At 63.8% G+C, this 20,498-nt stretch carries 18 protein-coding genes; 6 read left to right on the top strand and 12 right to left on the bottom strand.

Features of this window, described 5'->3' with window-relative positions; genetic code table 11:
* Positions 1–29: 29 nt before the first annotated feature.
* From O3303_RS14990 to rbfA, 3 genes are all read right to left on the bottom strand, one after another.
* Positions 30–407 (bottom strand): hypothetical protein, encoded by a 378-nt coding sequence (locus tag O3303_RS14990; RefSeq protein WP_269559201.1) that lies wholly within the window; start codon positions 405–407, stop codon positions 30–32.
* Between the two features lie 75 nt (positions 408–482).
* Entirely contained in the window at positions 483–1,292 is an 810-nt protein-coding gene (locus O3303_RS14985) for a class I SAM-dependent methyltransferase (protein WP_269559200.1), read from the bottom strand.
* 112 nt (positions 1,293–1,404) lie between these two features.
* Positions 1,405–1,839, bottom strand: coding sequence for a 30S ribosome-binding factor RbfA (gene rbfA, locus O3303_RS14980; protein WP_269559199.1), 435 nt, complete (start codon positions 1,837–1,839; stop codon positions 1,405–1,407).
* A 151-nt stretch (positions 1,840–1,990) separates the two neighbouring features.
* On the opposite strand from rbfA, the gene O3303_RS14975 reads away from it, so the two are divergent.
* Positions 1,991–3,403, top strand: a complete 1,413-nt coding sequence (locus O3303_RS14975; protein ID WP_269559198.1) for a hypothetical protein — start codon at positions 1,991–1,993, stop codon at positions 3,401–3,403.
* 220 nt (positions 3,404–3,623) lie between these two features.
* Here the strand turns inward: O3303_RS14975 and rpiB are convergent, their stop codons facing one another.
* The 4 genes from rpiB to O3303_RS14955 form a co-directional block, all read right to left on the bottom strand.
* Entirely contained in the window at positions 3,624–4,064 is a 441-nt protein-coding gene (gene rpiB, locus O3303_RS14970) for a ribose 5-phosphate isomerase B (RefSeq protein WP_269559197.1), read from the bottom strand.
* 107 nt (positions 4,065–4,171) lie between these two features.
* On the bottom strand, positions 4,172–5,029 hold the full coding sequence (tatC, locus tag O3303_RS14965; RefSeq protein ID WP_269559196.1) for a twin-arginine translocase subunit TatC: 858 nt from the start codon (positions 5,027–5,029) through the stop codon (positions 4,172–4,174).
* A gap of 150 nt (positions 5,030–5,179) precedes the next feature.
* The gene (glyA, locus tag O3303_RS14960) at positions 5,180–6,472 is read right to left on the bottom strand and encodes a serine hydroxymethyltransferase (RefSeq protein WP_269559195.1); all 1,293 of its coding nucleotides are present in this window, start codon (positions 6,470–6,472) and stop codon (positions 5,180–5,182) included.
* Positions 6,473–6,978: 506 nt separating this feature from the next.
* Positions 6,979–7,752, bottom strand: coding sequence for a porin family protein (locus O3303_RS14955; protein ID WP_269559194.1), 774 nt, complete (start codon positions 7,750–7,752; stop codon positions 6,979–6,981).
* A 541-nt stretch (positions 7,753–8,293) separates the two neighbouring features.
* Between O3303_RS14955 and O3303_RS14950 the strand changes: the two genes are divergently transcribed.
* The 4 genes from O3303_RS14950 (at position 8,294) to O3303_RS14935 (ending at position 12,786) form a co-directional block, all read left to right on the top strand.
* Positions 8,294–9,163 carry a prephenate dehydratase gene (locus tag O3303_RS14950; protein WP_269559193.1) on the top strand — a complete coding sequence of 290 codons (870 nt, stop codon included), beginning with the start codon at positions 8,294–8,296 and terminating at the stop codon, positions 9,161–9,163.
* Positions 9,164–9,286: 123 nt separating this feature from the next.
* On the top strand, positions 9,287–10,519 hold the full coding sequence (locus tag O3303_RS14945) for a pyridoxal phosphate-dependent aminotransferase (protein ID WP_269559192.1): 1,233 nt from the start codon (positions 9,287–9,289) through the stop codon (positions 10,517–10,519).
* Between the two features lie 126 nt (positions 10,520–10,645).
* Positions 10,646–11,491, top strand: a complete 846-nt coding sequence (locus O3303_RS14940; protein ID WP_269559191.1) for a prephenate dehydrogenase — start codon at positions 10,646–10,648, stop codon at positions 11,489–11,491.
* 221 nt (positions 11,492–11,712) lie between these two features.
* A complete protein-coding gene (locus O3303_RS14935; RefSeq protein ID WP_269559190.1) occupies positions 11,713–12,786 on the top strand; it encodes a chorismate mutase in 1,074 nt (357 codons plus the stop codon).
* A gap of 115 nt (positions 12,787–12,901) precedes the next feature.
* Here O3303_RS14935 and O3303_RS14930 read toward each other — a convergent pair whose 3' ends face one another.
* On the bottom strand, positions 12,902–13,729 hold the full coding sequence (locus O3303_RS14930) for a tetratricopeptide repeat protein (protein WP_269559189.1): 828 nt from the start codon (positions 13,727–13,729) through the stop codon (positions 12,902–12,904).
* A 280-nt stretch (positions 13,730–14,009) separates the two neighbouring features.
* Here O3303_RS14930 and O3303_RS14925 point away from each other — a divergent pair, with 280 nt between their 5' ends.
* On the top strand, positions 14,010–15,392 hold the full coding sequence (locus O3303_RS14925; RefSeq protein ID WP_269561918.1) for a lysophospholipid acyltransferase family protein: 1,383 nt from the start codon (positions 14,010–14,012) through the stop codon (positions 15,390–15,392).
* A 44-nt stretch (positions 15,393–15,436) separates the two neighbouring features.
* On the opposite strand, the gene O3303_RS14920 is transcribed toward O3303_RS14925, so the two are convergent.
* From O3303_RS14920 to O3303_RS14905, 4 genes are all read right to left on the bottom strand, one after another.
* Positions 15,437–16,057, bottom strand: a complete 621-nt coding sequence (locus tag O3303_RS14920; RefSeq protein WP_269559188.1) for a hypothetical protein — start codon at positions 16,055–16,057, stop codon at positions 15,437–15,439.
* On the bottom strand, positions 16,057–16,902 hold the full coding sequence (locus tag O3303_RS14915) for a metallophosphoesterase family protein (RefSeq protein ID WP_269559187.1): 846 nt from the start codon (positions 16,900–16,902) through the stop codon (positions 16,057–16,059). The genes O3303_RS14920 and O3303_RS14915 overlap by 1 nt, the downstream gene beginning before the upstream one ends.
* Before the next feature lie 238 nt (positions 16,903–17,140).
* Positions 17,141–18,796, bottom strand: a complete 1,656-nt coding sequence (locus O3303_RS14910) for an NAD(P)/FAD-dependent oxidoreductase (RefSeq protein WP_269559186.1) — start codon at positions 18,794–18,796, stop codon at positions 17,141–17,143.
* A gap of 217 nt (positions 18,797–19,013) precedes the next feature.
* Positions 19,014–20,399 (bottom strand): sensor histidine kinase, encoded by a 1,386-nt coding sequence (locus O3303_RS14905; protein ID WP_269559185.1) that lies wholly within the window; start codon positions 20,397–20,399, stop codon positions 19,014–19,016.
* Positions 20,400–20,498: the final 99 nt, after the last annotated feature.

The following is a 20,498-nucleotide window of genomic DNA, read 5'->3' as shown; positions in this document are numbered from 1 at the left end:
AACGGCGGTAGGGTGGGTGGAAGGGAAAACTAGCTGGCGCGGCGCATAAATTCTTCGAGGCGGCGCAGGCGCTCCTCGTGGTCGGTCAGCACTACGGTTTTCAACTCCCGCAGGTCGGTACGTATTTCGCGCAGCTCAGACAGCAGAATGGCGTCGGTTTCTTCCTGACGCGAATTGAAGCGCATCTGCCGCTCATTGAAATCCTGCTGCGCCGAGTTGACTTTTCGCTGCTCCTCATAAATAAGCTGCAGTTGATCAAGCATCTGATTTTGTACGGTCGCTACCGTTTCCAATACGGAAGTGTTGCGCTCCAGCGCGGTGCCAAGCTGCTGAATCTGTTGTTGATGCAGCCCCGACTGACTGGTCAGATGCTGCAGAATTTGCGTCAGTTCGGATTGGTCAGCCATAATATGTGAACGAAGCAGTTCGGAAGAGCCCCAAGATACGCCGCTAGGGCTAAAAAGGTAGCAGCTAAAATAGCCCTACTTCCAGGCTTTCACAATCAGGCCGGTGCCGGAATCGTGCAGGGTGCGGGCATCCAGCCAGTTCAGCAGCAGGCAGAACGGGAACGTGACGAGGTAGTAGAACGGCAGCAGCAGGAAAAACAGCTTGGACTGGCCCAGCATCAGAATCGGGTATTTCATGCTCAGGCGCCACGAAACCTGGCCCGGTTCGCCGTAGCTGTAGCGGGCCTCAATCCGCTCGAAGCCGGCGGTGCGCAGCTTCTGCTGAATCTCGTGGATGTTGTAGCCGTCGCGCACGTGCTCCTCAATGAAGCTGGTTTCGCCGTCGGAGTGCACGTCGGAGCCGCCCTGGTCGGAGGGAGTGGAAATGAGCAGCATGCCGCCGTCCTTGAGGGAGGCGTGGATGTTGCGGAACACTTCCACGTCTTCCAGAATGTGCTCCATTACGTCAACGGACAAGGCCAGGTCGAAGGTGTTGGGCTCCTGGTACAGCACGAGGTCCTGCACCGCAAACTGGGCGTTGGTGCGGCCAATCTCGCGGAAGAACCGGTTGGAGTCGTCCACCTGCTCGTCTTTCACATCCACGGCCAGCACCTGCCACTTTTTGCTTTGGCCGGTCAGCCAGTAGGTATACTGGCCGTAGCCGGAGCCGGCATCGAGGATGTTGAGCGCCTCGCCGGTGCGGCCCCGCGCCCACTCCCGCAGCTCACGGTGCACGTGCCAGGTACGCAGCAGCAGCAGATCCAGCAAATGATAGAACAGGCGGCGCAGCAGCGGGGTGCGGTTGAAGACCTCACCCAGGGAGCGTTTAATCGGGTCGTAATGCAAGAGAGAGTAACTGAGTAGCGGAGTAACTGAGTAAGACGAGTAACTGAGTAATGGAGTAGCTGAGTAAGGCGTTCATTATCAGAACATCCTGCTCAGCTACTCCATTACTCAGTTACTCGTCATCGTCGTCGGCGAAGAGTTTGGGGCGCTTGGGGGCGGCTTCGGGCTGGTCGTCGGTTTCGGGCTCGGGGGCCGGAATGTTGAGTGTACCCAGCACCTGGTCCATTTTGGCAGCGTAGGCGGCCGAGTCGTCAAGGAAGAACACCAGGTCGGGCACGATGCGCAACTGCTGGCGGATGCGTTTAGCCAGGGCCTGGCGCACTATTTTCTGGTTTTCGCGCACCAGCTCCAGGGCGGCTTCGCCGCTGCCCTCGCGGGCCAGCAGCTGGCTCAGGTACACGCGGGCCACGCCCAAGTCGGGCGAAACGCGTACAGTGCTGATGCCCGGCGCCAGGCCCGGAAACAGGTGCGGCAGGTCGCGCTGAAATACGGCGGCCAATTCCTGCTGGAGCAGGCTGGATACTTTCTGTTGTCGTTTGCTTTCCATATGAATAAGCAAAGATAGGAACTTGGGGACAGGTAATAGGCGACAGGTAACAGGTAACGTGTGACAGGTGAGTGATGGTGTAGCTGAGGATGACAGTACATTTGAATTCTGTACCCCAACTTTCACCTGTCACGCATCACCCGTCACCCCCTTGCTGCAATTCTTTAAAAGCCCGTTGCCTTCCCGTTTGCTGGCGCTGCTGCTGCTGGTGCTGGCCGTGCGGCTGCCGCTGCTCTGGTGGGGCATTCCGCTCTCGGCTGTAGAGCTGCGGGCCCTGCTGGTAGGCGAGCGGCTGCACGCCGGGGCCCTGCCCTACCGCGACCTGTACGATGCCACGGCTCCGCTGGCCGCCGCCTTGTTCGGGCTGCTCGATGTGGTGGCCTCGCGGCCGCTGTGGCTGTACCGGGTGCTGGCCCTGGCCCTGCTCCTGACGCAGGCGCTGCGCCTGAGCTTCGTGCTGAACCGCGCCGATGTGCATCCCGAGCGTGGCTACGTGGCGGCGCTGGTGTACATGGTGCTGGCCAGCGTCACGACGGACCTCGATATTCTGTCGCCACTGCTGCTGGGGCAGACGTTCCTGCTGCTGGCCCTGAGTGCGCTGCTGCCTACTTCGCGGGAGGGCTACGACAACCGCCGCCTGTTTCGGGCGGGCTTTCTGATTGGGGTGGCGGCGCTGTGCTACCTGCCGCTGGCGCTGTTTCTGCTGGTGGGGCTGTTCGCGGTTATCATCTTCGCCGCCAATTCGTTCCGGAGCTTTCTGCTGTTGATTTGCGGCTTCGCGTTTCCGTACGCGGTGGTGGCCACCTTCCTGCTCTACAACGACGCTCTGCCCGATTTCCGGCAATACCATCTGGCCCCTACGCTGAGCGGGCTGGTGCTGGGCGCCGATGGCCTGCCGCTGGCGTTGCAGTGGAAGCTGCTGGTGCTGCCGGGTGCGGTGCTGCTGCTGGCGTTGGCGCGCTCATTCACTACGTCGCTGGGGCTGGTGTTCCAGATCAAGTTTCAGCAGCTGATGCTGGTATGGCTGCTGGTGGCCGCGCTGATGGTGGCGGCCGGGCGCGGCACGGCGCCGGGCACGCTGGTGCTGGTGCTGCCGCCGGTCACGTATTTTAGTTTGTTTCTGTGGCAGAAGGCCCCTCTCCGCTGGGTGGTGGAAGTGCTGTTTCTGGTGGTGCTGGGCAGCGTGGTGGCCATCCGCTACCGCACGCTGGCCGGCCTCGATGTGGCGTTGCGCTTCCCGTCCGAGAGCCGCTACGCCATGCAGCTGCATCCGGCCTACGCGCAACTGAGCGGGCAGCGCCTGCTGGTGCTGGGGCCCGACCTACGCCCCTACATCAACAACAAGCCGGCCTCGCCCTACCTCGACTGGCGCCTCGCCCAGGCCGATTTCGGCCACCTCAGCCAGTACGCGGCCGTCTACCGGCTCTCGCGCAACCTCGCGCCCGCCCCGCCCACCGTCCTCATCGACCAAACCAACCGCTTGGCGGAGCTGCAGTACAAGATACCCGCCGTGTTCGGCCGCTACCAGCCCACCGTCACCCAGCGCGTGTATCGGTTGAAGTAGCTGTCATTGCGAGGAGTCACGACGCAGCACCCGCAGGACAGCGCAGTTAATCCGTCCTCTTTTTGAGCTAAGCCTAAATTAAACAGAAAGCCCTCCGGCAGTACGTTAGTAACCTAACGCCGGAGGGCTTGTCGCTTAGGGTTGTTTCGCGCACGGAGAGGACGGATTAACTGCGCTGTCCTGCGGGTGCTGCGTCTTACCTCCTCGCAATGACAAGGGGTTAGCAATCAATCTTATTCACGCGGTTCTGGTGGCGGCCGCCTTCGAAGGCGGTGTTGAGGAACTGGCTAACGATGGCGCGGGCCTGCTCCTCGCTCACGAAGCGGGCCGGCACGCAGATGATGTTGGCGTCGTTGTGCTGGCGGGCCAGCCCGGCCAGCTCCGGCTCCCAGGCAATAGCTGCCCGGATGCCGCGGTGCTTGTTGGCCGTGATGCACACGCCGTTGGCCGAGCCGCACACCAGAATGCCGCGCTCCAGCTCGCCGCCCGTAATGGCCGTGGCCAGCGGATGCACAAAGTCGGGGTAGTCCACGGAGTCGGCGGAGTGGGTGCCGAAGTCGCGCACCTCGTAGCCGTTGTCGCGCAGCCAGTCGGCCAGCATCTGTTTGTAGGCAAAGCCGGCATGGTCGGAGCCGATGGCAATAGGAGTCTGGTCGGACATGGGAAAAGAAGGGAGAGGATGAAGACGGAAAATGGCCGGCAAAAAATGGGTCTGGAGGTTCAGAGCATCATTTCTTGCCGGCCATCGTGCGGTGCTGAATTTCGGAATTACGCTACGCCGTTGTTTTCGGCCAGCCGCTCGTTCAGCATTTTGGTGCGGTTGCGGCTCACCACGCGGGCAATGTTGATGCTCAGCTCGTAGAGCAGCACGATGGGAATCGTGACGATGATCTGGGCCGAAATATCGGGCGGCGTGATGATGGCCGCCACGATGAGGATGACCACAATGGCGTGCTTGCGGTAGAGGCGCATTATTTCGGGCGTCACGATGCCGGCTTTGGCCAGGAAGAACACAATCATGGGCAGCTCAAACACCCCGGCACACGACACCGACATGGTGGTGAGCGTACTGATGTAGCTCTGCATGTCGATCTGGTTTTCGATGGTCGGGTCGATCTGGTAGGAAGCCAGGAACTGGATGCTCAGCGGCGCGGCAATGTAGTAGCCGAACAGCAGCCCCACTAGAAACAGCAGCGACACGAAGAACACCGCCCCGCGCGAGTTGGCCCGCTCGTGCGGATACAGACCGGGCTTGATGAAGCGCCAGATTTCCCAGAACGTGTACGGAAACGCCAGCACCAGCCCCACCACCAGCGAGGTGCTGATGTGCATGGTCAGCTGCCCGCTCATCTCGCGGTTCTGAATCACGAAGCCGACTTTTTCGATGCACAGATCCGGAGCGCCTACCCAGGCGCCGAAGCGGCAGAAGGTCTTATAGGTCCAGAAATCGGCCCGCGAAGGCCCCAGAATCAGGTCGTGAAACAGGAATTCCTTGGAGAAGAAGGCAATGCTGGCAAACACGACAATCGAAATGGCGGCGCGGATGATGTGCCACCGCAGGGCCTCCAGATGGTCGATGAAAGACATTTCCTGGGGCTGGCCCAGAACGGGTTGTTCTGTATTCAAAGCAAACGGCGAAATAGTGGGGTGGTGAACGGGTGAGGGCGGCGACGGCAAACGGAACGGCAAGACACAAACGAGAAACCCGGCCAACAGGATGTGCGGGCCCGGCTTTGGCCGCGTGACTCAGCCGTTTACCACCTCACCAGGGCCCCGCTAGGCAAACAGCGGAAACTGCTGCATCCACTCGTTTACCTGGCCGCGCACGCGCAGCAGGTGGGCGTCGTCGTCGTGGTGCAGCAGGGCCTGGTCGATCAGGTCTACGATCCGGGCCATATCGGGTTCCTTGAGGCCGCGGGTGGTGACAGCGGCCGAGCCGATGCGCATGCCGCTGGTCACGAAGGGCGACTTGTCGTCGAAGGGCACCATGTTTTTGTTGATGGTGATGTCGGCCTTCACGAGGGTGTTTTCGGCCAGCTTGCCGGTGAGGCCTTTGCTGCGCAGGTCAATGAGCATCAGGTGGTTGTCGGTGCCGCCCGAGATGATCTGGTAGCCGCGCTCCACGAAGCCACTGGCCAGGGCCTGGGCGTTGCGGATTACCTGGTGGGTGTAGTCGGTGTAGGCGTCGGAGAGGCACTCGCCGAAGGCCACAGCTTTGGCGCCGATGACGTGCTCGAGCGGTCCGCCCTGCGTACCCGGAAACACCCCCGAGTCCAGCAGCGCCGACATCATGCGCAGTTCGCCTTTCGGCGTTTTCAGGCCGAAGGGGTTTTCGAAGTCCTTACCCAGCATGATGAGGCCGCCGCGTGGGCCGCGCAACGTCTTGTGCGTGGTCGTCGTGACGATGTGGCAATGCTGGAACGGATTGTTCAGCAAGCCCTTGGCAATCAGACCCGAAGGGTGCGAAATATCAGCTAGCAATAGCGCCCCCACTTCGTCGGCGGCTTCGCGCAGGGCCTGGTAGTCCCAGTCGCGGGAGTAGGCCGAGGCGCCGCAGATGATGAGTTTGGGCTGCTCGCGGCGGGCGGTTTCCTTTACTTTTTCCCAGTCGATGAGGCCGGTTTCCTTCTCCACGCCATAAAACGACGGCCGGTAGAGCTTTCCCGAGAAGTTGACCGGCGAGCCGTGGGTGAGGTGGCCGCCGTGGCTGAGGTCAAAGCCCAGAATTTTGTCGCCGGGGTTGAGGATGGCCAGCATCACGGCGGCGTTGGCCTGGGCGCCGGAGTGCGGCTGCACGTTCACCCACTCCACGCCGAACAGCGCTTTGGCGCGGTCAATGGCCAGTTGCTCGATCTGGTCCACGATTTCGCAGCCACCATAGTAGCGCTTGCCGGGCAGGCCCTCGGCGTATTTGTTGGTCAAAATAGAGCCCTGGGCCCGCATCACCTGCTCCGAAACGTAGTTTTCGGAGGCAATGAGCTCAATGCCGTGGGTCTGGCGCTCTTTCTCGCGCTCAATCAGGTCGAAAATGGCGGTGTCTTGCACGAGGGCGGGGGCTTGCGTTTCCATACTTCCAAAGGTACGCCACCGGCCCGAAAGGCCAAGCCGGACCCCAAAGCGGCGGCCTGACTTGCCCCAACGTTAAAATTTTTCCGGTGGTTGCGTGTGCAATACAGACCGGTTGCGCATCAGAAAGTTGTAGTCGGGCGTTTGAGCGTTGCACCGGGGCCGCTATTCTCCGCTCCCGATGCAACGCGGGAAGCCCATGCGGGTATCCTGCAGATAGGCAAGTGCCTGGGCAACAGGAAAATTGGGTCAGGTCGGGCGCTTTACTCACCCTTCCGGTAAGGGGCTCTGGCTGGTTGCAGCCGGCCGTTGCCACACCACTTGCCAGAACCCGGCCTGACCTCTGGCCTGGCAGCGGCTTCGGCCGGTGTCGTTTAACGCCAAAAGACCCTGCCGGCTAACCGGCAGGGTCTTTTTATTGGTCGTCTGTGGCGCGGACTTCAGTCCGCAGCCCGCCGGTACCAGCCCAGATGGTTGGGCTACGGACTAAAGTCCGTGCCACAACCTATCTAGAACGAGTAGTTCACCGAGGCTTTGATGACGCGGTTCTGAGCGTCGAAGCGGTTGTTTTTGTCGAGCGACGACAGGCCGTAGTCGTAGCCGGCGCTTACGCCGATGCCGCTGCTGTGCTGGTAGCCCAGGCCGCCGGTCACGCTGAAATCGACGGGGCGGAACTGGTCTTTGATGTCGAAGTCCTGCTGGAAGGCATCGAAGCCCAGCGCGCCGGCTTCCACGCGCACCTCATTGCTAAGCAGGAACGATGCCTGCGGGCCGGCGAAGATGTAGAAGCCGGGCGTCACGTTGATTTTGGCCAGCACCGGCACATCCAGGTACGCCATGCGCGAGGTGGCCGTCACGCGGGCGTTCAGGAAGTCCAGCTGTTCGAAGGGCAGCGTGCCCACCAGCCGGGCGCCTTTCTCGGAGTACAGCACGCCGGGCTCAATGGAGAAGCCGGGCGCGATGGGCAGGGTGGCGTAGAGGCCGGCGTGGAAGCCGGTTTTCATTTCCTTGGTCACGCCGCCGTTGGTGTAGCCGGCCAGGTCCATCACGCTCTGCACGGCATCCCCCGACCAGTCCGACACGTTCACGCCGGCCCGAATGCCGATCTGAGCGCCGCCCGTGCTGGCTGCCGGCTTGCGCACCGCCGATACTGAACGGGCCTGGGCCTTACCGGTATACGCCGGTACCCGGTGGGTTTGAATCTGAGCCTGGGCGGCGGTGCCTACTGCGGAAAAGAGAAGCGTAGCGGCGGCCAGACGGCCAAGGAAAGAGGAAGTTTTCATGATAACGAGAAGTTTTGGAGTGAAGAGCCAGCCGCCGCACTGCGCGGGTTGAAAAGTGGGCCGATGCTGGGTGCTTTTGCAAAACCGTGCCAAAAATCAGAATCCGCGTACTTGGCTAGTGCTTGGGCCTTGCCGGGCGCATGGCAGGGGCGTTCTTTTCCGGGAAATAATTTGGAAGTCCGGGCGGCGGGTGCCACCTTGCCGACGTCAAGCACCTCATTCTCATGCTGCAGCCCACGGCCCGTTTCTATTTTAGCTACTGCTTCTACTACGCCACCGCGTAGCCGGGTAGCCGCCGTGTAGCTTTTCCACTTGAAAATCTTCAGCGCCTCCCGACCCCGGGAGGCGCTTTTTTTACGCCTGCATCTGCCCATGACCATCCTGCGCTACTTTTTTACCTACGCCTATTTCTTCTATTGGAAGAAACCGGCCCCGTGTTGCCTGAGCTGAAAACCAGTTCACCACCAACCGCAGGGCCCCGCACACGGAGGCCCTTTTTTATTGCCCTTACTCAGTTGCTCAGTTACTCAGCTACTCTCTCATGCACGTTTCCATTCAGGGTTTTCAGGGAAGTTTCCACGAGGTAGCCGCCCGCCGGTATTTTGGGCCGGAGCCGGCGCTGCGGGCCTGCGCCACCTTTGCCGAAGTGGTTGCGCACGTGGTGCAGGGTACCGCCGAGGCCGGGCTCATGGCCATGGAGAACTCACTGGCCGGCAGCATACTGTCTAACTACCTGCTGCTGGAGCGCCACGCCGTGCAGGTCACCGGCGAAGTGTACCTGCCCATCCATCAGCACCTGCTGGCGCGGCCCGGCACCACCCTGGCCGACGTGCGCACCGTGCACTCGCACCCCATGGCCTTGCGCCAGTGCGGCACTTTCCTGGACAGCCACCCCGACTGGAAGCTGGTAGAAACCGACGACACCGGCCGCAGCGCCCAGTGGCTGGCCGAAACCGGCACGCCGGGCGCGGCTGTGGTGGCCGGGGCCCAGGCCGCCGAGCTGTTCGGGCTGCACATTCTGGCCCCCGCCATCCACGACGACCCGCACAACTATACCCGGTTTCTGGTGCTGGAGCGCGCCGACACCGCCCTCACCGACCCCCACGCCGATAAGGCTTCTCTGTACTTTTGCGTCGCGCACGAGCCCGGCAGCCTGGCCAACGTGCTGGTGCGTGTGGCCGCGCATGGCCTCAACCTGAGCAAGCTGCAGTCGTGCCCGCGGCCCGGCCAGCCCTGGCACTACGGCTTCCACGCCGATGTCGAGTTCAGCCAGATGGCCCAGCTGGTGGCCCTGCTCGCCGACCTGTCCCTGGTGACGGAAGAGCTGCGGGTGCTGGGTGCCTACCGCCGCGGCAGCTGGGAAGAGGAAAGTGTCATGGCGAGTGCAGCGAAGCAATCCTTCCTCTCGTAGCAGACACGTTCCTCAGCTCAAAGTCCTCCGGCATGACAACGATATGCCAAAGCCGTAAAGCTTTGCGCGTAATGGACGCTCACCACTTTTAGAGGAAGGATTGTTTCGTCCTTCGTCCTCGCAATGACAGAAAATACCCTGCAAATCCCCGTAGCCAGCCGCCTGGCGCACACCGGCGAATACTACTTCTCCCGCAAGCTGCGCGAGCTGGCGGCCCTCAACGCGGCCGGCGCCAACATCATCAACCTCGGCATCGGCAGCCCCGACCTGCCGCCGCACCCCAGCGTGCTGGCCGCGCTGGCCACCTCGGCCGCCCAGCCCACGGCCCACGGCTACCAGGGCTACCAGGGCACGCCCGCGTTGCGCCAGGCCATGGCCGATTTCTACCAGCGCCAGTACGGCGTGGCGTTGGATGCTGCCACGCAGGTGTTGCCGCTGCTGGGCTCGAAAGAAGGGCTGATGCACCTGGCCATGACGTTTCTGGAAGCCGGCGACGCGGTGCTCATCCCGAACCCCGGCTACCCCACCTACCGCGCCGTGGCCGAAATCTGCGGCGCCGAAATCCGGGAGTACAACCTCACCGAAGCCGCCGGCTGGCTGCCCGACCTCGACGCGCTGGCCGCCACCGACCTCTCCCGAGTGAAGCTGATGCTGGTCAACTACCCGCACATGCCCACCGGCACCGCCGCCGACCTGCCCTTCCTGACGCGCCTCGTGGCGTTTGCGCGGCAGCACCGCATTCTGCTGGTGCACGACAATCCGTACGGCTTCATTCTCAACGAAACGCCGCCCCTGAGTTTGCTGGCGGTGCCGGGCGCCCTGGAGGTGGCCGTGGAGCTGAACTCGCTCAGCAAGAGCCACAACATGGCCGGCTGGCGCGTGGGCCTACTCGCTGGCCGCGCCGACGTGCTGGCCAACGTGCTCCGCTTCAAGAGCAACATGGACTCGGGCATGTTTCTGCCGGTGCAGCAGGCGGCCGTGGCAGCCCTGGCGCTGGGTGAGGAGTGGTTTGCGGACCTCAATGCCACCTACCGGGCCCGCCGGGAACTGGTGGTGCAGCTGCTGCAGGCCGTGGGCTGCGCGCCGGTGCCCGAGCAGGTGGGCCTGTTCATCTGGGCGGCCGTGCCAGCCGGCGTGGCCGACGGCTACGCCCTGAGCGACGCCGTGCTGGCCGGCGCCCGGGTGTTCCTGACGCCGGGCGGCATCTTCGGCAGCAACGGCGGCGGCTACATCCGGGCCAGCCTCTGCCAGCCAGAAAGTGAGCTGCGCGAGGCGCTGACGCGGGTGCGGGAGTGGCAAAGCACGCTACCCGGCCGTCATGCAGAGGCGCAGCCGGAGCATCTCGCCAGAGGCTAACTGTCATGCTGAGCCTGTCGAAGCATCTCTACCGCTTCGTTGGGTTAGCATTGCAACGAAGCGGTAGAGATGCTTCGGCAAGCTCAGTATGACGTTCTTATAACAACCAGCCAGCCAATCAACACCATGACTATCAGCATCATCGGCTTAGGACTTATCGGCGGCTCGCTCTCGCTTAGCTTGCGCCAGCATAGGCTGGCCCAGCACATCATCGGTGTGGAAAACAGTCCCGCCCACGCCCGCCGGGCGTTGGAGCTGGGGCTGGTGGCCGAAATCGAAACCGACCTGGCCGCCGCGGTACGCCGCGCCGACCTGGTAGTGGTAGCCGTGCCCATGGATGCCCTCGTGACGGTGCTGCCCCAAGTGCTCGACGTGACGGAAGCGCACCAAGTGGTCATCGACGTGGGTTCGACCAAGCAGGCGCTGCTGGCGGCTGTGGCCGGGCATCCGCGCCGGGGCCGCTTCGTGGCGGCGCACCCGATGGCGGGCACCGAGCACTCGGGCCCAGAAGCAGCCATTTCAGGGCTGTTTGAGGGCAAGACGGTGGTGCTCTGCGACACGGCGCACAGCGACCCGGACGCCGTGCGGGTGGTGGAGCAGCTGTTTCAGGCGCTGCCCATGCGACTGCTCTACCTGGGCGGCGCCGAGCACGATTTGCACACGGCTTACGTGTCGCACATTTCGCACATCACCTCGTTTGCGCTGGCCCTCACGGTGCTGGAAAAGGAGAAGGAAGAGCAGCGCATCTTCGACCTGGCCAGCGGCGGCTTTGAGTCGACGGTGCGGCTGGCCAAGAGCGCGCCGGCGACGTGGGTACCCATCTTCCGCCAAAACCGCCTCAACGTGCTCGACGTGCTGGATGAGCACCTGCACCAACTCCAGCACCTGCGCGAGCTGCTGGCCCGCGAAGACTACAACGGACTGACCGACAGCATTCAGCAAGCTAACCGCATCCGCAAGATTCTGCCGTGAAAACGGCAGTGGTCCTACGAATTGCCCGCAGGGCTTCGTAGGACCACTAAAACATTGCTTCATCACCACCTGCCGGTTTAGTGGTTCTACGAATCGCCTGCAGGGCAATTTGTAGAACTAACTCCAACCATCACTACCTACCGGGTTAGTGGTCCTACGAAGCCCTTCGGGCAATTCGTAGGACCACACCCTCCCCTCCTCATCCGCTCAAGCAAAACCCCATGAAATCAACCCTGTTCAACCGCCAGCCTGACGATAAGCCGTACCTCATTTCCGGGCCCTGCTCGGCCGAAACCGAGGAACAAGTGCTCGAAACCTGCCAGCGCCTGGCCGCTACCGGCAAGGTGCAGGCCCTGCGCGCCGGCATCTGGAAGCCCCGCACCAAGCCCGGCGGCTTCGAGGGCGTGGGCACCAAGGGTTTGCCCTGGCTGAAGAAAGCCAGTGAGCTGACCGGCCTGCCCGTGGCCGTGGAAGTGGCCACCGCCAAGCACGTGGAGGACTGCCTGGCCTTCGGGGTGGACATTCTGTGGGTGGGCGCGCGCACCACCGGCAACCCGTTTTCGGTGCAGGAAATTGCCAATGTGCTGCGCGGCGTGCAGGTGCCAGTGCTCGTCAAGAACCCCATTCACCCGGAGCTGGAGTTGTGGGTGGGCGCCGTGGAGCGTCTGCAAAAGGCCGGTCTGGAGCAGGTGGGCCTGATTCACCGGGGCTTCAGCAGCTACGGCAACACCGACTTCCGCAATGCGCCCATGTGGCACCTGCCCATCGAAATGAAGCGCCGCCACCCCCACATGCCGCTGCTCTGCGACCCCAGCCACATCTGCGGCCGCCGCGACACGCTGTTTACGGTGGCCCAGCAGGCTCTCAACCTGGGCTTCGAGGGCAACATGATTGAAAGCCACATCGACCCCGACAACGCCTGGAGCGACGCCAAGCAGCAAATTACGCCCGAGGTGCTGCGCGACCTGATTGAGGCGCTGGTGTGGCGCCACGAAACCACCGACCAGCGCGAGTTCCTGACGGCGCTATCCAGCCTGCGCGAGCAAATCAACCAGCTCGATGCCGAGATTATGCAGCTGTTGGGCCGCCGCATGGCCGTGGCCGAGAAAATCGGCCTCTACAAAAAGGAAAACGACATCACCATTCTGCAGACCAGCCGCTGGAACGAGGTGCTGGAGCGCGCCCAGCGCCAGGGCGCCACGCTGGGCCTCACCCACGAGTTTGTGGAACAGTACCTGGCCGCCGTGCACCTGGAGTCCATTGCCCGCCAAAACCGCGTGATGGAAGGCCAATAGCCTGTAGCGCGAAGCTCCAGCTTCCGCGAACGAGCGAAGCGAGTATCTGGCGTTGGCGCAAGTGGCGCGGTACCGGATACTCGCTTCGCTCGTTCGCAGAAGCTGGAGCTTCGCGTTACTTCTTCTTCGCTTTGGCGGCCTGGGCAATCTTCTTTTCCAGGTTTTCGGCCAAGTAGGTGGCGTCGCTCTTGGCAGTGGGGTCGTCGAAGTAGCGGGCGGCGGCGCGGGCTTCCTGCAGGGCCAGCGGCAGCTTTTTGAGCACGGTATAGCTGTAGGATAGCTGGAAATGTGCCGGCGCGTAGTTGGGCCGCAGTGCAATGGCGCGGGTGTAGGCGGGCACGCTTTCGGCAAACTGGCGCAGGCTCTGGCGGGCATAGCCCAGCGCGAAGTAGGAGCTGAAGTCGCCGAGGCCGTGCTGATGGGCGGTGGCGTAGTAGCGCACCATCAGGGCGTAGAGCTGGGCCGGCGACTTGTCGGCCTCGGCGCAGCTGCACTGCTCGGTCTGGTAGTAGTAGTCGGCGAGGGCGCGGTGGAGGCGGTAGTTGGTGGGGTGCTGCTGGATGAGGTTTTTCAGCACCGTTTCCACCGCAAACGGGTAGCGGATAGCGGCGCGCGTGAAATGCTCCCGCAACGAATCCAGGCGTTCCAGCGGCTTCACATCCACGAAGCCAAAGCCTTCCAGCTCGCGGCTGCGCAGATGATAGTTGAGGGCCAGTTCGGTTTGCCTGAGCGCCACGGCCGGGCGGCGGTGCTTGGGGTCGAAGCCATTGAGTAGCTTCCAGGCCGATTCGTACTGGCGGTTCTGCATCAGCTGCGTGGCCTGGCGCAGCACCTCCGCTTCCGTGGGAGCGGCAGCCGGCGGCGTGGGCTGCTGCGCCGGCGCGGGGCCGGGCAGCAACAGCGCCCCGAGCAGGAGCAAAGGCAAACGATAGAGGTGCAGCATAGATACTGTGCTATACGGTAAGTGAGGGCGCGTAAGTTTGATGATCCATTGGCCGGGGCCGGCGGCCGGTCGAAAAGCCCGCTGCTCCGCTGCTGATCGGCTGCCGGCGGCCCCGGCCAAAAGTCCGGGCAATGATAGGCGAAAACGCCGTATCTGCGGCTTATAGCTCAAAAGCGAGCCGTTTTGGCCGGGGCGTAAAAGTCGGGTTCTGCTGCCGATTTTGGGGTGTAACGGGCGGAGCGGGTTGGCTATTTATCTGGTTCCGCCGTACTTGCTCACTATGCTCTTCTACACCGTCATAAAGCCGTTTGTGCAGGTCGCGCTGCGCGTGTTCTTTCGTCGTCTCGAAATCCGCCACCGCGACCGGCTGCAGACCCCGGGGCCGCTGCTGATGGTGAGCAACCACCCCAATACCCTGATGGACCCGCTGGTGGTGGCCGCCAACCGCCGCCAGCCTATTGCGTTTCTGGCCAAGAGCACGTTTTTCAAGAATCCGGTGTCCAGGGCGCTGCTCACGTCCGGCAACTCCATTCCGATTTACCGCCGCCAGGACCTGGAAACCGGGGCCGAAGCCACCACGCCCGAGCAGCTGGAAGCCCAGAACGAGGCCACCTTCGGCAAGTGCTACGATTACCTGGGACGCGGCGGCACGGTCATGATTTTTCCGGAAGGCACCAGCGTGAGCGAGCGGCGCCTGCGACCCCTCAAAACCGGTGCGGCCCGCATTGCGCTGGGGGCCGAGGCGCGGCACAATTTCACGCTGGGCCTGCAGGTGCTGCCGGTGGGCATCAACTACTTCGACCCCCAGCGGTTCCGCTCCGATGTGCTGGTGAACGTGGCGCCGCCCATCCGGGTGGCCGACTACGCCGCCGCCTATCACCAGGACCCCGCCGCCGCCGCCGACCAGCTCACTGAGGACATCCGGCAGCACCTGGAACAGCACCTCGTCATCACCCGCGACGCGGCCGAGGACGAGCTGGTGCAGCAGCTGGAGCGTACCTTCACCGGCCACCTCATCGACGACGATCCGCGCACGCTCTACGACAACTTCCAGCTCAGCCGCACGCTGCTGCAGGCCGTGGCGTATTTCGAGAAGCACGACCCCGACCACCTGGGCGAGGTGCGCGAGAAGCTGACGGCCTACCTCACCGACCTCAAGCGCCTCGGCCTCACCGACGAAGCCCTGGAGCGCACCGGCCGCCCCGACACCCGCACCTCGCGGGCCGTTGTGGCGGGCCTGAAGCTGGCTCTGGGCCTGCCGGTGTATCTGTATGGCGTTATCAACAACTATCTGCCCTACAAGCTGCCCTCCATGGTGGCCAAGCGCGCCACCAAGGAAGTGGAGTTTGTGGCGCCCATCATGCTGGTGGTGGGCATGATTACGTTCAGCCTCGGCTACGCTGCCCAGATTGCGCTGGTGCACCATTTCACCCAGGACTGGCGCTGGACATTGCTCTACGGCCTGAGTCTGGCGCCCGCCGGCTTCTACGCCCTCTACTACGCCAACAAGCTGGCTGGCCGCCTGCGGCGGCTGCGGGCGTTGCGGCTGTTCCGGCAGCAGCGCCCCCAAATGGAAAGTTTGCTGCGCCAGCGGGCTACCATCCTGCGCCTGCTCAGCGAGGCCCGCGAAGCCTATCTGGCCGGAGTGCAGCAGAGCCAGTAGCCGCTTAGCTCTTGTGAAACTTCAGCCGCTGCTGGCCTGTCAGGCTAGAACTCGGCCTTGATGCCCAACCCCAGCGTGAGGATGTCAACCGGGCTCAGGGAGCGGAAATTGCTGTTAGAGAAGTAGCTGACCACGTACAGGTCATTGGTGCCCAGCTCGTAGTATGCCGACACCCGGTGTGAGCGGCCGGCCGCCGACGTGGGCCGGTTGTAGCTGAGCCGCCCACCCAGCACGACGCCCACGCGGGTGTCCGTCGAAAACCAATAGTAGCCCTTGGTGTACTGGCCCCGCTCCTCGTCGTTGATGGTGCCGTGGGTGTAGCTCACATAGGGCCCGAACGTGAGGGGCCGCAGCGTCAGCTTCTCGCCCAGCGGCACCGAGTAGGGCGTGTACAGCAGCTTGAGCGTGGCAATGGATAGGGCCGAGCCGGCGTGCTTTTTGGGCACGTAGCCCACCAGCACGTCGGCCTCCGTCCGGTCGCGCCAGAAGCTGTAGCCCACGCCGCCGGCCACCATGCCCATGCCGCCGGCCGTCTGTAGAATCAGGTGGCGGGGCCGAAACCAGGGGCGCGGCGCCACGGCATCGGGGGTGTCGGGCGCGGTCTGGGCCAGCGCAGGGCCTGCCAGCAAAGAGAGGCCCAGGAGCGGAAATAGCAGGTGGCGCATCAGAAACTCACTTTTTTCAGCCGAAACTGCGGCTCGTCGTTGGCGTCGTTCCAGAGCGTCACAATCAGGTACTCGTTGCGCTCAAAGGAGGCCGAGTTGATGTAGGTCACGCCGTCCTCGAAGGGCTCCCCGATGCTGTAGCTGTGGCGGTGCCCGTTCAGCTCGAAGGCCAGCTTGGGCGCTTCGGCCAGGGTGCGGGTGTAGGCGGGCGTCAGGTTCTGGTCGAAGTCGCCATCCTGGGGCGGCACGTGCGACATCACCACCTGCCGGCGCGCGCCCTGCAGGTCCTGCATTTGGCCCTGCAGCCACGGCACGTCCGGAATGCGGCCGTTGAAGTTGTACTCGCGGCTGTTGGTGTCCACGAAGATGAACTTGGTGTCGCCGTACACAAACGAGTAGTTCAGCGGGCCGTAGATCTGCTCATAGGAGGCGCGGCCGTTGCCCACTTGGTCGTGGTTGCCGATGACGGTGAGGTAGGGAATGGTGAGGCGGTTGAGGCGCTCGGCCACCCAGCGCATCTCGCGGGCCAGCCCGAAGTCGGAAATGTCGCCGGCCACCACCATCAGCGACACGCCCGGCTGCTGGTTCACGCTGGCTACCAGCGCTTCCACCTCATTGTAGAAGCGCTGCGAATCGCCGGTGAACACAAAGCGCAGGGTGTCGCCGGGCGGCAACGGCTTTGCGGCCAGCTTGTCGAGGTTTTTCTGGGTGAGGTTGGTCAGGTCTTCGGGGCCCCGGAAGTCGTTGGGGCTGAATTCCAGCAGCTCACAGCCACTGAACAGCACGGTGGCGGCGGCCGCCAGACTCAGGCGGCGCCAGGAAGAGAAAGTAGAGAAAGAAGCCATATAAAGCGCCCACACAGGCAAAGCAGCACAACGGCGCGCCAATAGCGCCGAAATGCATATACTGTGTGGGCGCCCCAGTGGTTTTCGATATTCCCGCTTGAAATCCCGGAAAGGGCCTATTACCGGCGCCGCGTTTCCGACCGGGGCCATTGGGCGGCCCCGTGGCAGGCCAAAACGAGGCCTGCAGCAGCACCGAAGAAATTTTGCGTTTCCGGTGGCCGGGGCCCGTTTCGGGCGGCTATTCGTCGAGGTATTGGTGCACAAACTTGATGGCCATACTGCCTTCGCCCACTGCCGAGGCCACGCGGGCCATGGCCCCGGCCCGGCTGTCGCCGGCCGCGAATACGCCGGGCACGCAGGTTTCGAGCAGGTAGGGCTCCCGGGTGTGCTTCCAGGCGGTGGCGTAGCGCGGGTCCGTCACCAGGTCGCGGCCCGTCAACAGGAAGCCTTTGGCGTCGCAGAGCACCGTCTGGCACACCCACTCGGTGCTGGGCTTGGCTCCGATGAACACGAACAGCGCCCGGGCCGGTACTTGGCGCAACTCGCCGCGGCTTTTCAGCACCACGGCCTCCAGGTGGTCCTGCCCGCACACTTCGGCAACTTCCGTGAAGGGCAAAATCTCGATGTTGGGCGTGTGGGCAATCTGCTCAATCAGGTACGCCGACATGGACGCCGCCAGGTTTTCGCCCCGGATGACGATGCCCACGCGCCGCGCATAGGTGGCCAGGTACATGGCCGCCTGCCCCGCCGAGTTGCCGCCGCCCACGATGTACACGTCTTGCTCGTCGCAGGAGCGCGCCTCGGTGCGGGCGGCGCCGTAGTACACGCCGGCCCCGCTCAGGTGGTGCATGCCGGGCACGTCGAGGGTGCGGTAGCTGACGCCGGTGGTGAGCACCACGGCGCGGGTGCGTACGGTGCTGCCGTCGCTGAGGGTGAGGACTTTGTAGCCATCCTGCACGCACAGCTCGGTCACCTCACGCGGAGCCAGAAACTCGGCCCCTAGGCGTACGGCCTGCGCCCAGGCCCGGTGGGCCAGCTCGGCCCCGCTCAGCCCCGTCGGGAAGCCCAGGTAGTTTTCAATGCGGGATGAGGTTCCGGCTTGTCCGCCAGGGGTTTGGCGCTCGATGATGAGCGTTTTCAGGCCCTCGGAAGCCCCATACACTGCCGCCGCCAGCCCCGACGGCCCGGCCCCGATGACCACCACATCGTACAGCTCCTGGGTGGCCTGCGTGGTGAGGCCGATGCGGGTGGCTACCTCGGTGGCGGTGGGCTTGGCCATGGCGGTGCCATCTTCCAGCACCACCACTGGCAGGTCAACGGCGGCCAGGTTTTTGGCCGAAAGCAGGGCCTGGGCGTCGGGGTTGGTTTCGAAATCCAGCCACTGATACGCTACCATGTAGCCGGCCAGAAAGTCCTTGAGGTCGTGCGAGAGCGGCGACCATTGGAAGCCCACCAGCCGCACGCCCTTGTAGCGCGGCCGGTGCGTGGCTCGCCAGGCTCCCAGCAGATCGTGCAGGGTGGGGTAGAGCAGCTGCTGGGGCGGGTCCCAGGGCTTCATCAGGTAGTGGTCGAGGCGGGCGTTGTTGATGGCCCGGATGGCGGCTTCGGTGTCGGCGTATGCCGTAAGCAGCACCCGCTTGGCGTCTGGAAACAGGCTGCGGGCCTCAGCCAGCAGCTCCACGCCTTCCAGGCCGGGCATGCGCTGGTCGGCCAGAATCAAAGCCACTTCTTCTTCGCGACCCAGCAGTTCCCGCAAGGTTTCCAGCGCCTCCTCGCCCGAGGCCGCCCGCAGAATGCGGTAGTGCTGCCGGAACTCGGCGCGCAAATCCCGGTCGATGGCATTGAGCACCTGCGCATCATCGTCCACGGTCAGGATAATCGGTTTCTTGTCCATATGGTGGAGGGGTAAGAGTAGTAGGGTGGATGATCTGTCATCCTGAGCTTGCGAAGGATCTTCTCACGTATGAGTCGACGTAAAGCTGTTTCTCGCGGAGGTTTACAGGGTCGGCGCAGAGCTTCGCTGAGTTGTGTCTATTATTAGATCATTCTGGTGTGTCAAGGTCCTTCGCAAGCTCAGGATGACAGTACCAACCCATTACTCCCCAACCTGTCTACGCCGGCAGCCATACGCAGAACTCGGTGTGGCCGGGCTCGGAGCGCACTTCCAGCTTGCCGCCATGGCTTTCTACGGTGCGCAGCGCAATATCGAGGCCCAGGCCCGAGCCCTCGCCGGCCGGCTTGGTGGTAAAGAACGGCTCCAGTACCCGCGGCAGAATCTCGGCCGGAATGCCGGGCCCGTTGTCGATGACGAACACCCGTACGAAGTCGCCTTCCAGTAGCGTGCGGAGCGCGATTTCGCCGCCTGGTGGCAAAGCGCAAATGGCGTTGTCGAGCAGGTTGGTCCAGACCTGGTTGAGGCTGCTGACCTGCCCGCGCACCGGCGGCAGGCCGGGGGCGTAGTCGCGCACCAGCCGGATGTTTTTTTCGCGCAACGCGAAGCCCAGCATGTTCACGGTGCTGTTGAGGCCGGCGTGCACGTCCAGCGGCGCGAAATCGGCGGCGCGGTCCATGTGGGAGTAGGTTTTCACGTTGTGCACCAGCGTGCTGATGCGGCCGCCGGCTTCCTGCACATCGTGCACGAGGCGCAGCGAGGCCAGCTTGGCTTCCAGCCAAGCCAGCGCGGCCGGGCGGGCGGCCGTCGGCAGGCCGGATACCGCATCGGTCAGCTGCGTTGCGGTAAGGCCCGCGTTCAGCAGGCCCTCCACCAACGCATACGGGTCGGGCACCTGTTCATCTTCCAGCCAGCTCAGCAGCTCGTCTTCGCGGTCGGCGCGGGCCAGGCCGGAGAGGGGCGGTCCGTCGGCAGCCGGGGCCAGGGCCAGGGCGGTGAGGCGGTCGAGGGCGGCGGGGTCGGGGCAGTGCTGCAGCAGGTCGCGCATTAGCGTGGGCGAGGCGCGCAGGTGCTGGTTGAGGGCTTCGGCGGCCCGCACGATGGCGGCGGCGGGGTTGTTGAGCTCGTGCGCCAAACCCGCCGAGAGCTTGCCCAGGGCCCGCAGCTTGTCGTCGCGCTCCTGGCCGCGGGCTTCCAGGCGGGCCCGGTCGCTCATCAAAGCCACCAGCCGCTGCACCAGCTCGGGGCTCACCTGTTCCAGCTCCGGAAACAGGTCGCGGTGCAGGGTATAAACCACCACCTGCCCCACGGCCACGCCCCGGGCCTTGATGGTCTGCATGCGCGAGTAGGGCAGCACCCCGCTGATCTGGCCGGTATCGAGGCGGAAGGCGGGCTCGGGCTGGCCATTGCGGGCCACGTAAAACTGCAGGCTGCCCTGCAGCAGCACCAGCATCAGCTCGGCGGGCATGCCGGGCTCCACCACGGTTTCGTTGGGGGCAAACTCGCGCCGCTCGCCGTGGGCGAGCAGCCAGTCCAGCACAGAAGCGGGCAGGCCCTCCAGCGTCGGCACCACGGAGAAATCGGCAGAGGTCAGGTCGGCAGCCATGGCAGTACAGGGGAAAAGCGAAGCAGGCAGGCAAGTTCCCGACTATTCTCCAACAAAGAAAGCGCCCCCCAGACGGGAGGCGCTTTCCGGCAGACGCGC

The organism is Hymenobacter canadensis (assembly GCF_027359925.1).
GTDB classification, from domain to species: domain Bacteria; phylum Bacteroidota; class Bacteroidia; order Cytophagales; family Hymenobacteraceae; genus Hymenobacter; species Hymenobacter canadensis.
The sequence above is the reverse complement of the archived record's forward strand: the minus strand, read 5'-3'. Positions and strand labels throughout refer to the sequence as shown.

What these genes read in the sequence shown, in the direction of transcription:
- O3303_RS14930 (WP_269559189.1), bottom strand. Translation starts at nt 13,729, where the DNA reads ATGCTGCACCTCTATCGTTTGCCTTTGCTCCTGCTCGGGGCGCTGTTG.
- O3303_RS14935 (WP_269559190.1), top strand. Translation starts at nt 11,713, where the DNA reads ATGAAATCAACCCTGTTCAACCGCCAGCCTGACGATAAGCCGTACCTC.
- O3303_RS14920 (WP_269559188.1), bottom strand. Translation starts at nt 16,057, where the DNA reads ATGCGCCACCTGCTATTTCCGCTCCTGGGCCTCTCTTTGCTGGCAGGC.
- O3303_RS14905 (WP_269559185.1), bottom strand. Translation starts at nt 20,399, where the DNA reads ATGGCTGCCGACCTGACCTCTGCCGATTTCTCCGTGGTGCCGACGCTG.
- rbfA (WP_269559199.1), bottom strand. Translation starts at nt 1,839, where the DNA reads ATGGAAAGCAAACGACAACAGAAAGTATCCAGCCTGCTCCAGCAGGAA.
- O3303_RS14955 (WP_269559194.1), bottom strand. Translation starts at nt 7,752, where the DNA reads ATGAAAACTTCCTCTTTCCTTGGCCGTCTGGCCGCCGCTACGCTTCTC.
- glyA (WP_269559195.1), bottom strand. Translation starts at nt 6,472, where the DNA reads ATGGAAACGCAAGCCCCCGCCCTCGTGCAAGACACCGCCATTTTCGAC.
- O3303_RS14940 (WP_269559191.1), top strand. Translation starts at nt 10,646, where the DNA reads ATGACTATCAGCATCATCGGCTTAGGACTTATCGGCGGCTCGCTCTCG.
- rpiB (WP_269559197.1), bottom strand. Translation starts at nt 4,064, where the DNA reads ATGTCCGACCAGACTCCTATTGCCATCGGCTCCGACCATGCCGGCTTT.
- O3303_RS14990 (WP_269559201.1), bottom strand. Translation starts at nt 407, where the DNA reads ATGGCTGACCAATCCGAACTGACGCAAATTCTGCAGCATCTGACCAGT.
- O3303_RS14910 (WP_269559186.1), bottom strand. Translation starts at nt 18,796, where the DNA reads ATGGACAAGAAACCGATTATCCTGACCGTGGACGATGATGCGCAGGTG.
- O3303_RS14925 (WP_269561918.1), top strand. Translation starts at nt 14,010, where the DNA reads ATGCTCTTCTACACCGTCATAAAGCCGTTTGTGCAGGTCGCGCTGCGC.
- O3303_RS14915 (WP_269559187.1), bottom strand. Translation starts at nt 16,902, where the DNA reads ATGGCTTCTTTCTCTACTTTCTCTTCCTGGCGCCGCCTGAGTCTGGCG.
- O3303_RS14945 (WP_269559192.1), top strand. Translation starts at nt 9,287, where the DNA reads ATGACAGAAAATACCCTGCAAATCCCCGTAGCCAGCCGCCTGGCGCAC.
- O3303_RS14950 (WP_269559193.1), top strand. Translation starts at nt 8,294, where the DNA reads ATGCACGTTTCCATTCAGGGTTTTCAGGGAAGTTTCCACGAGGTAGCC.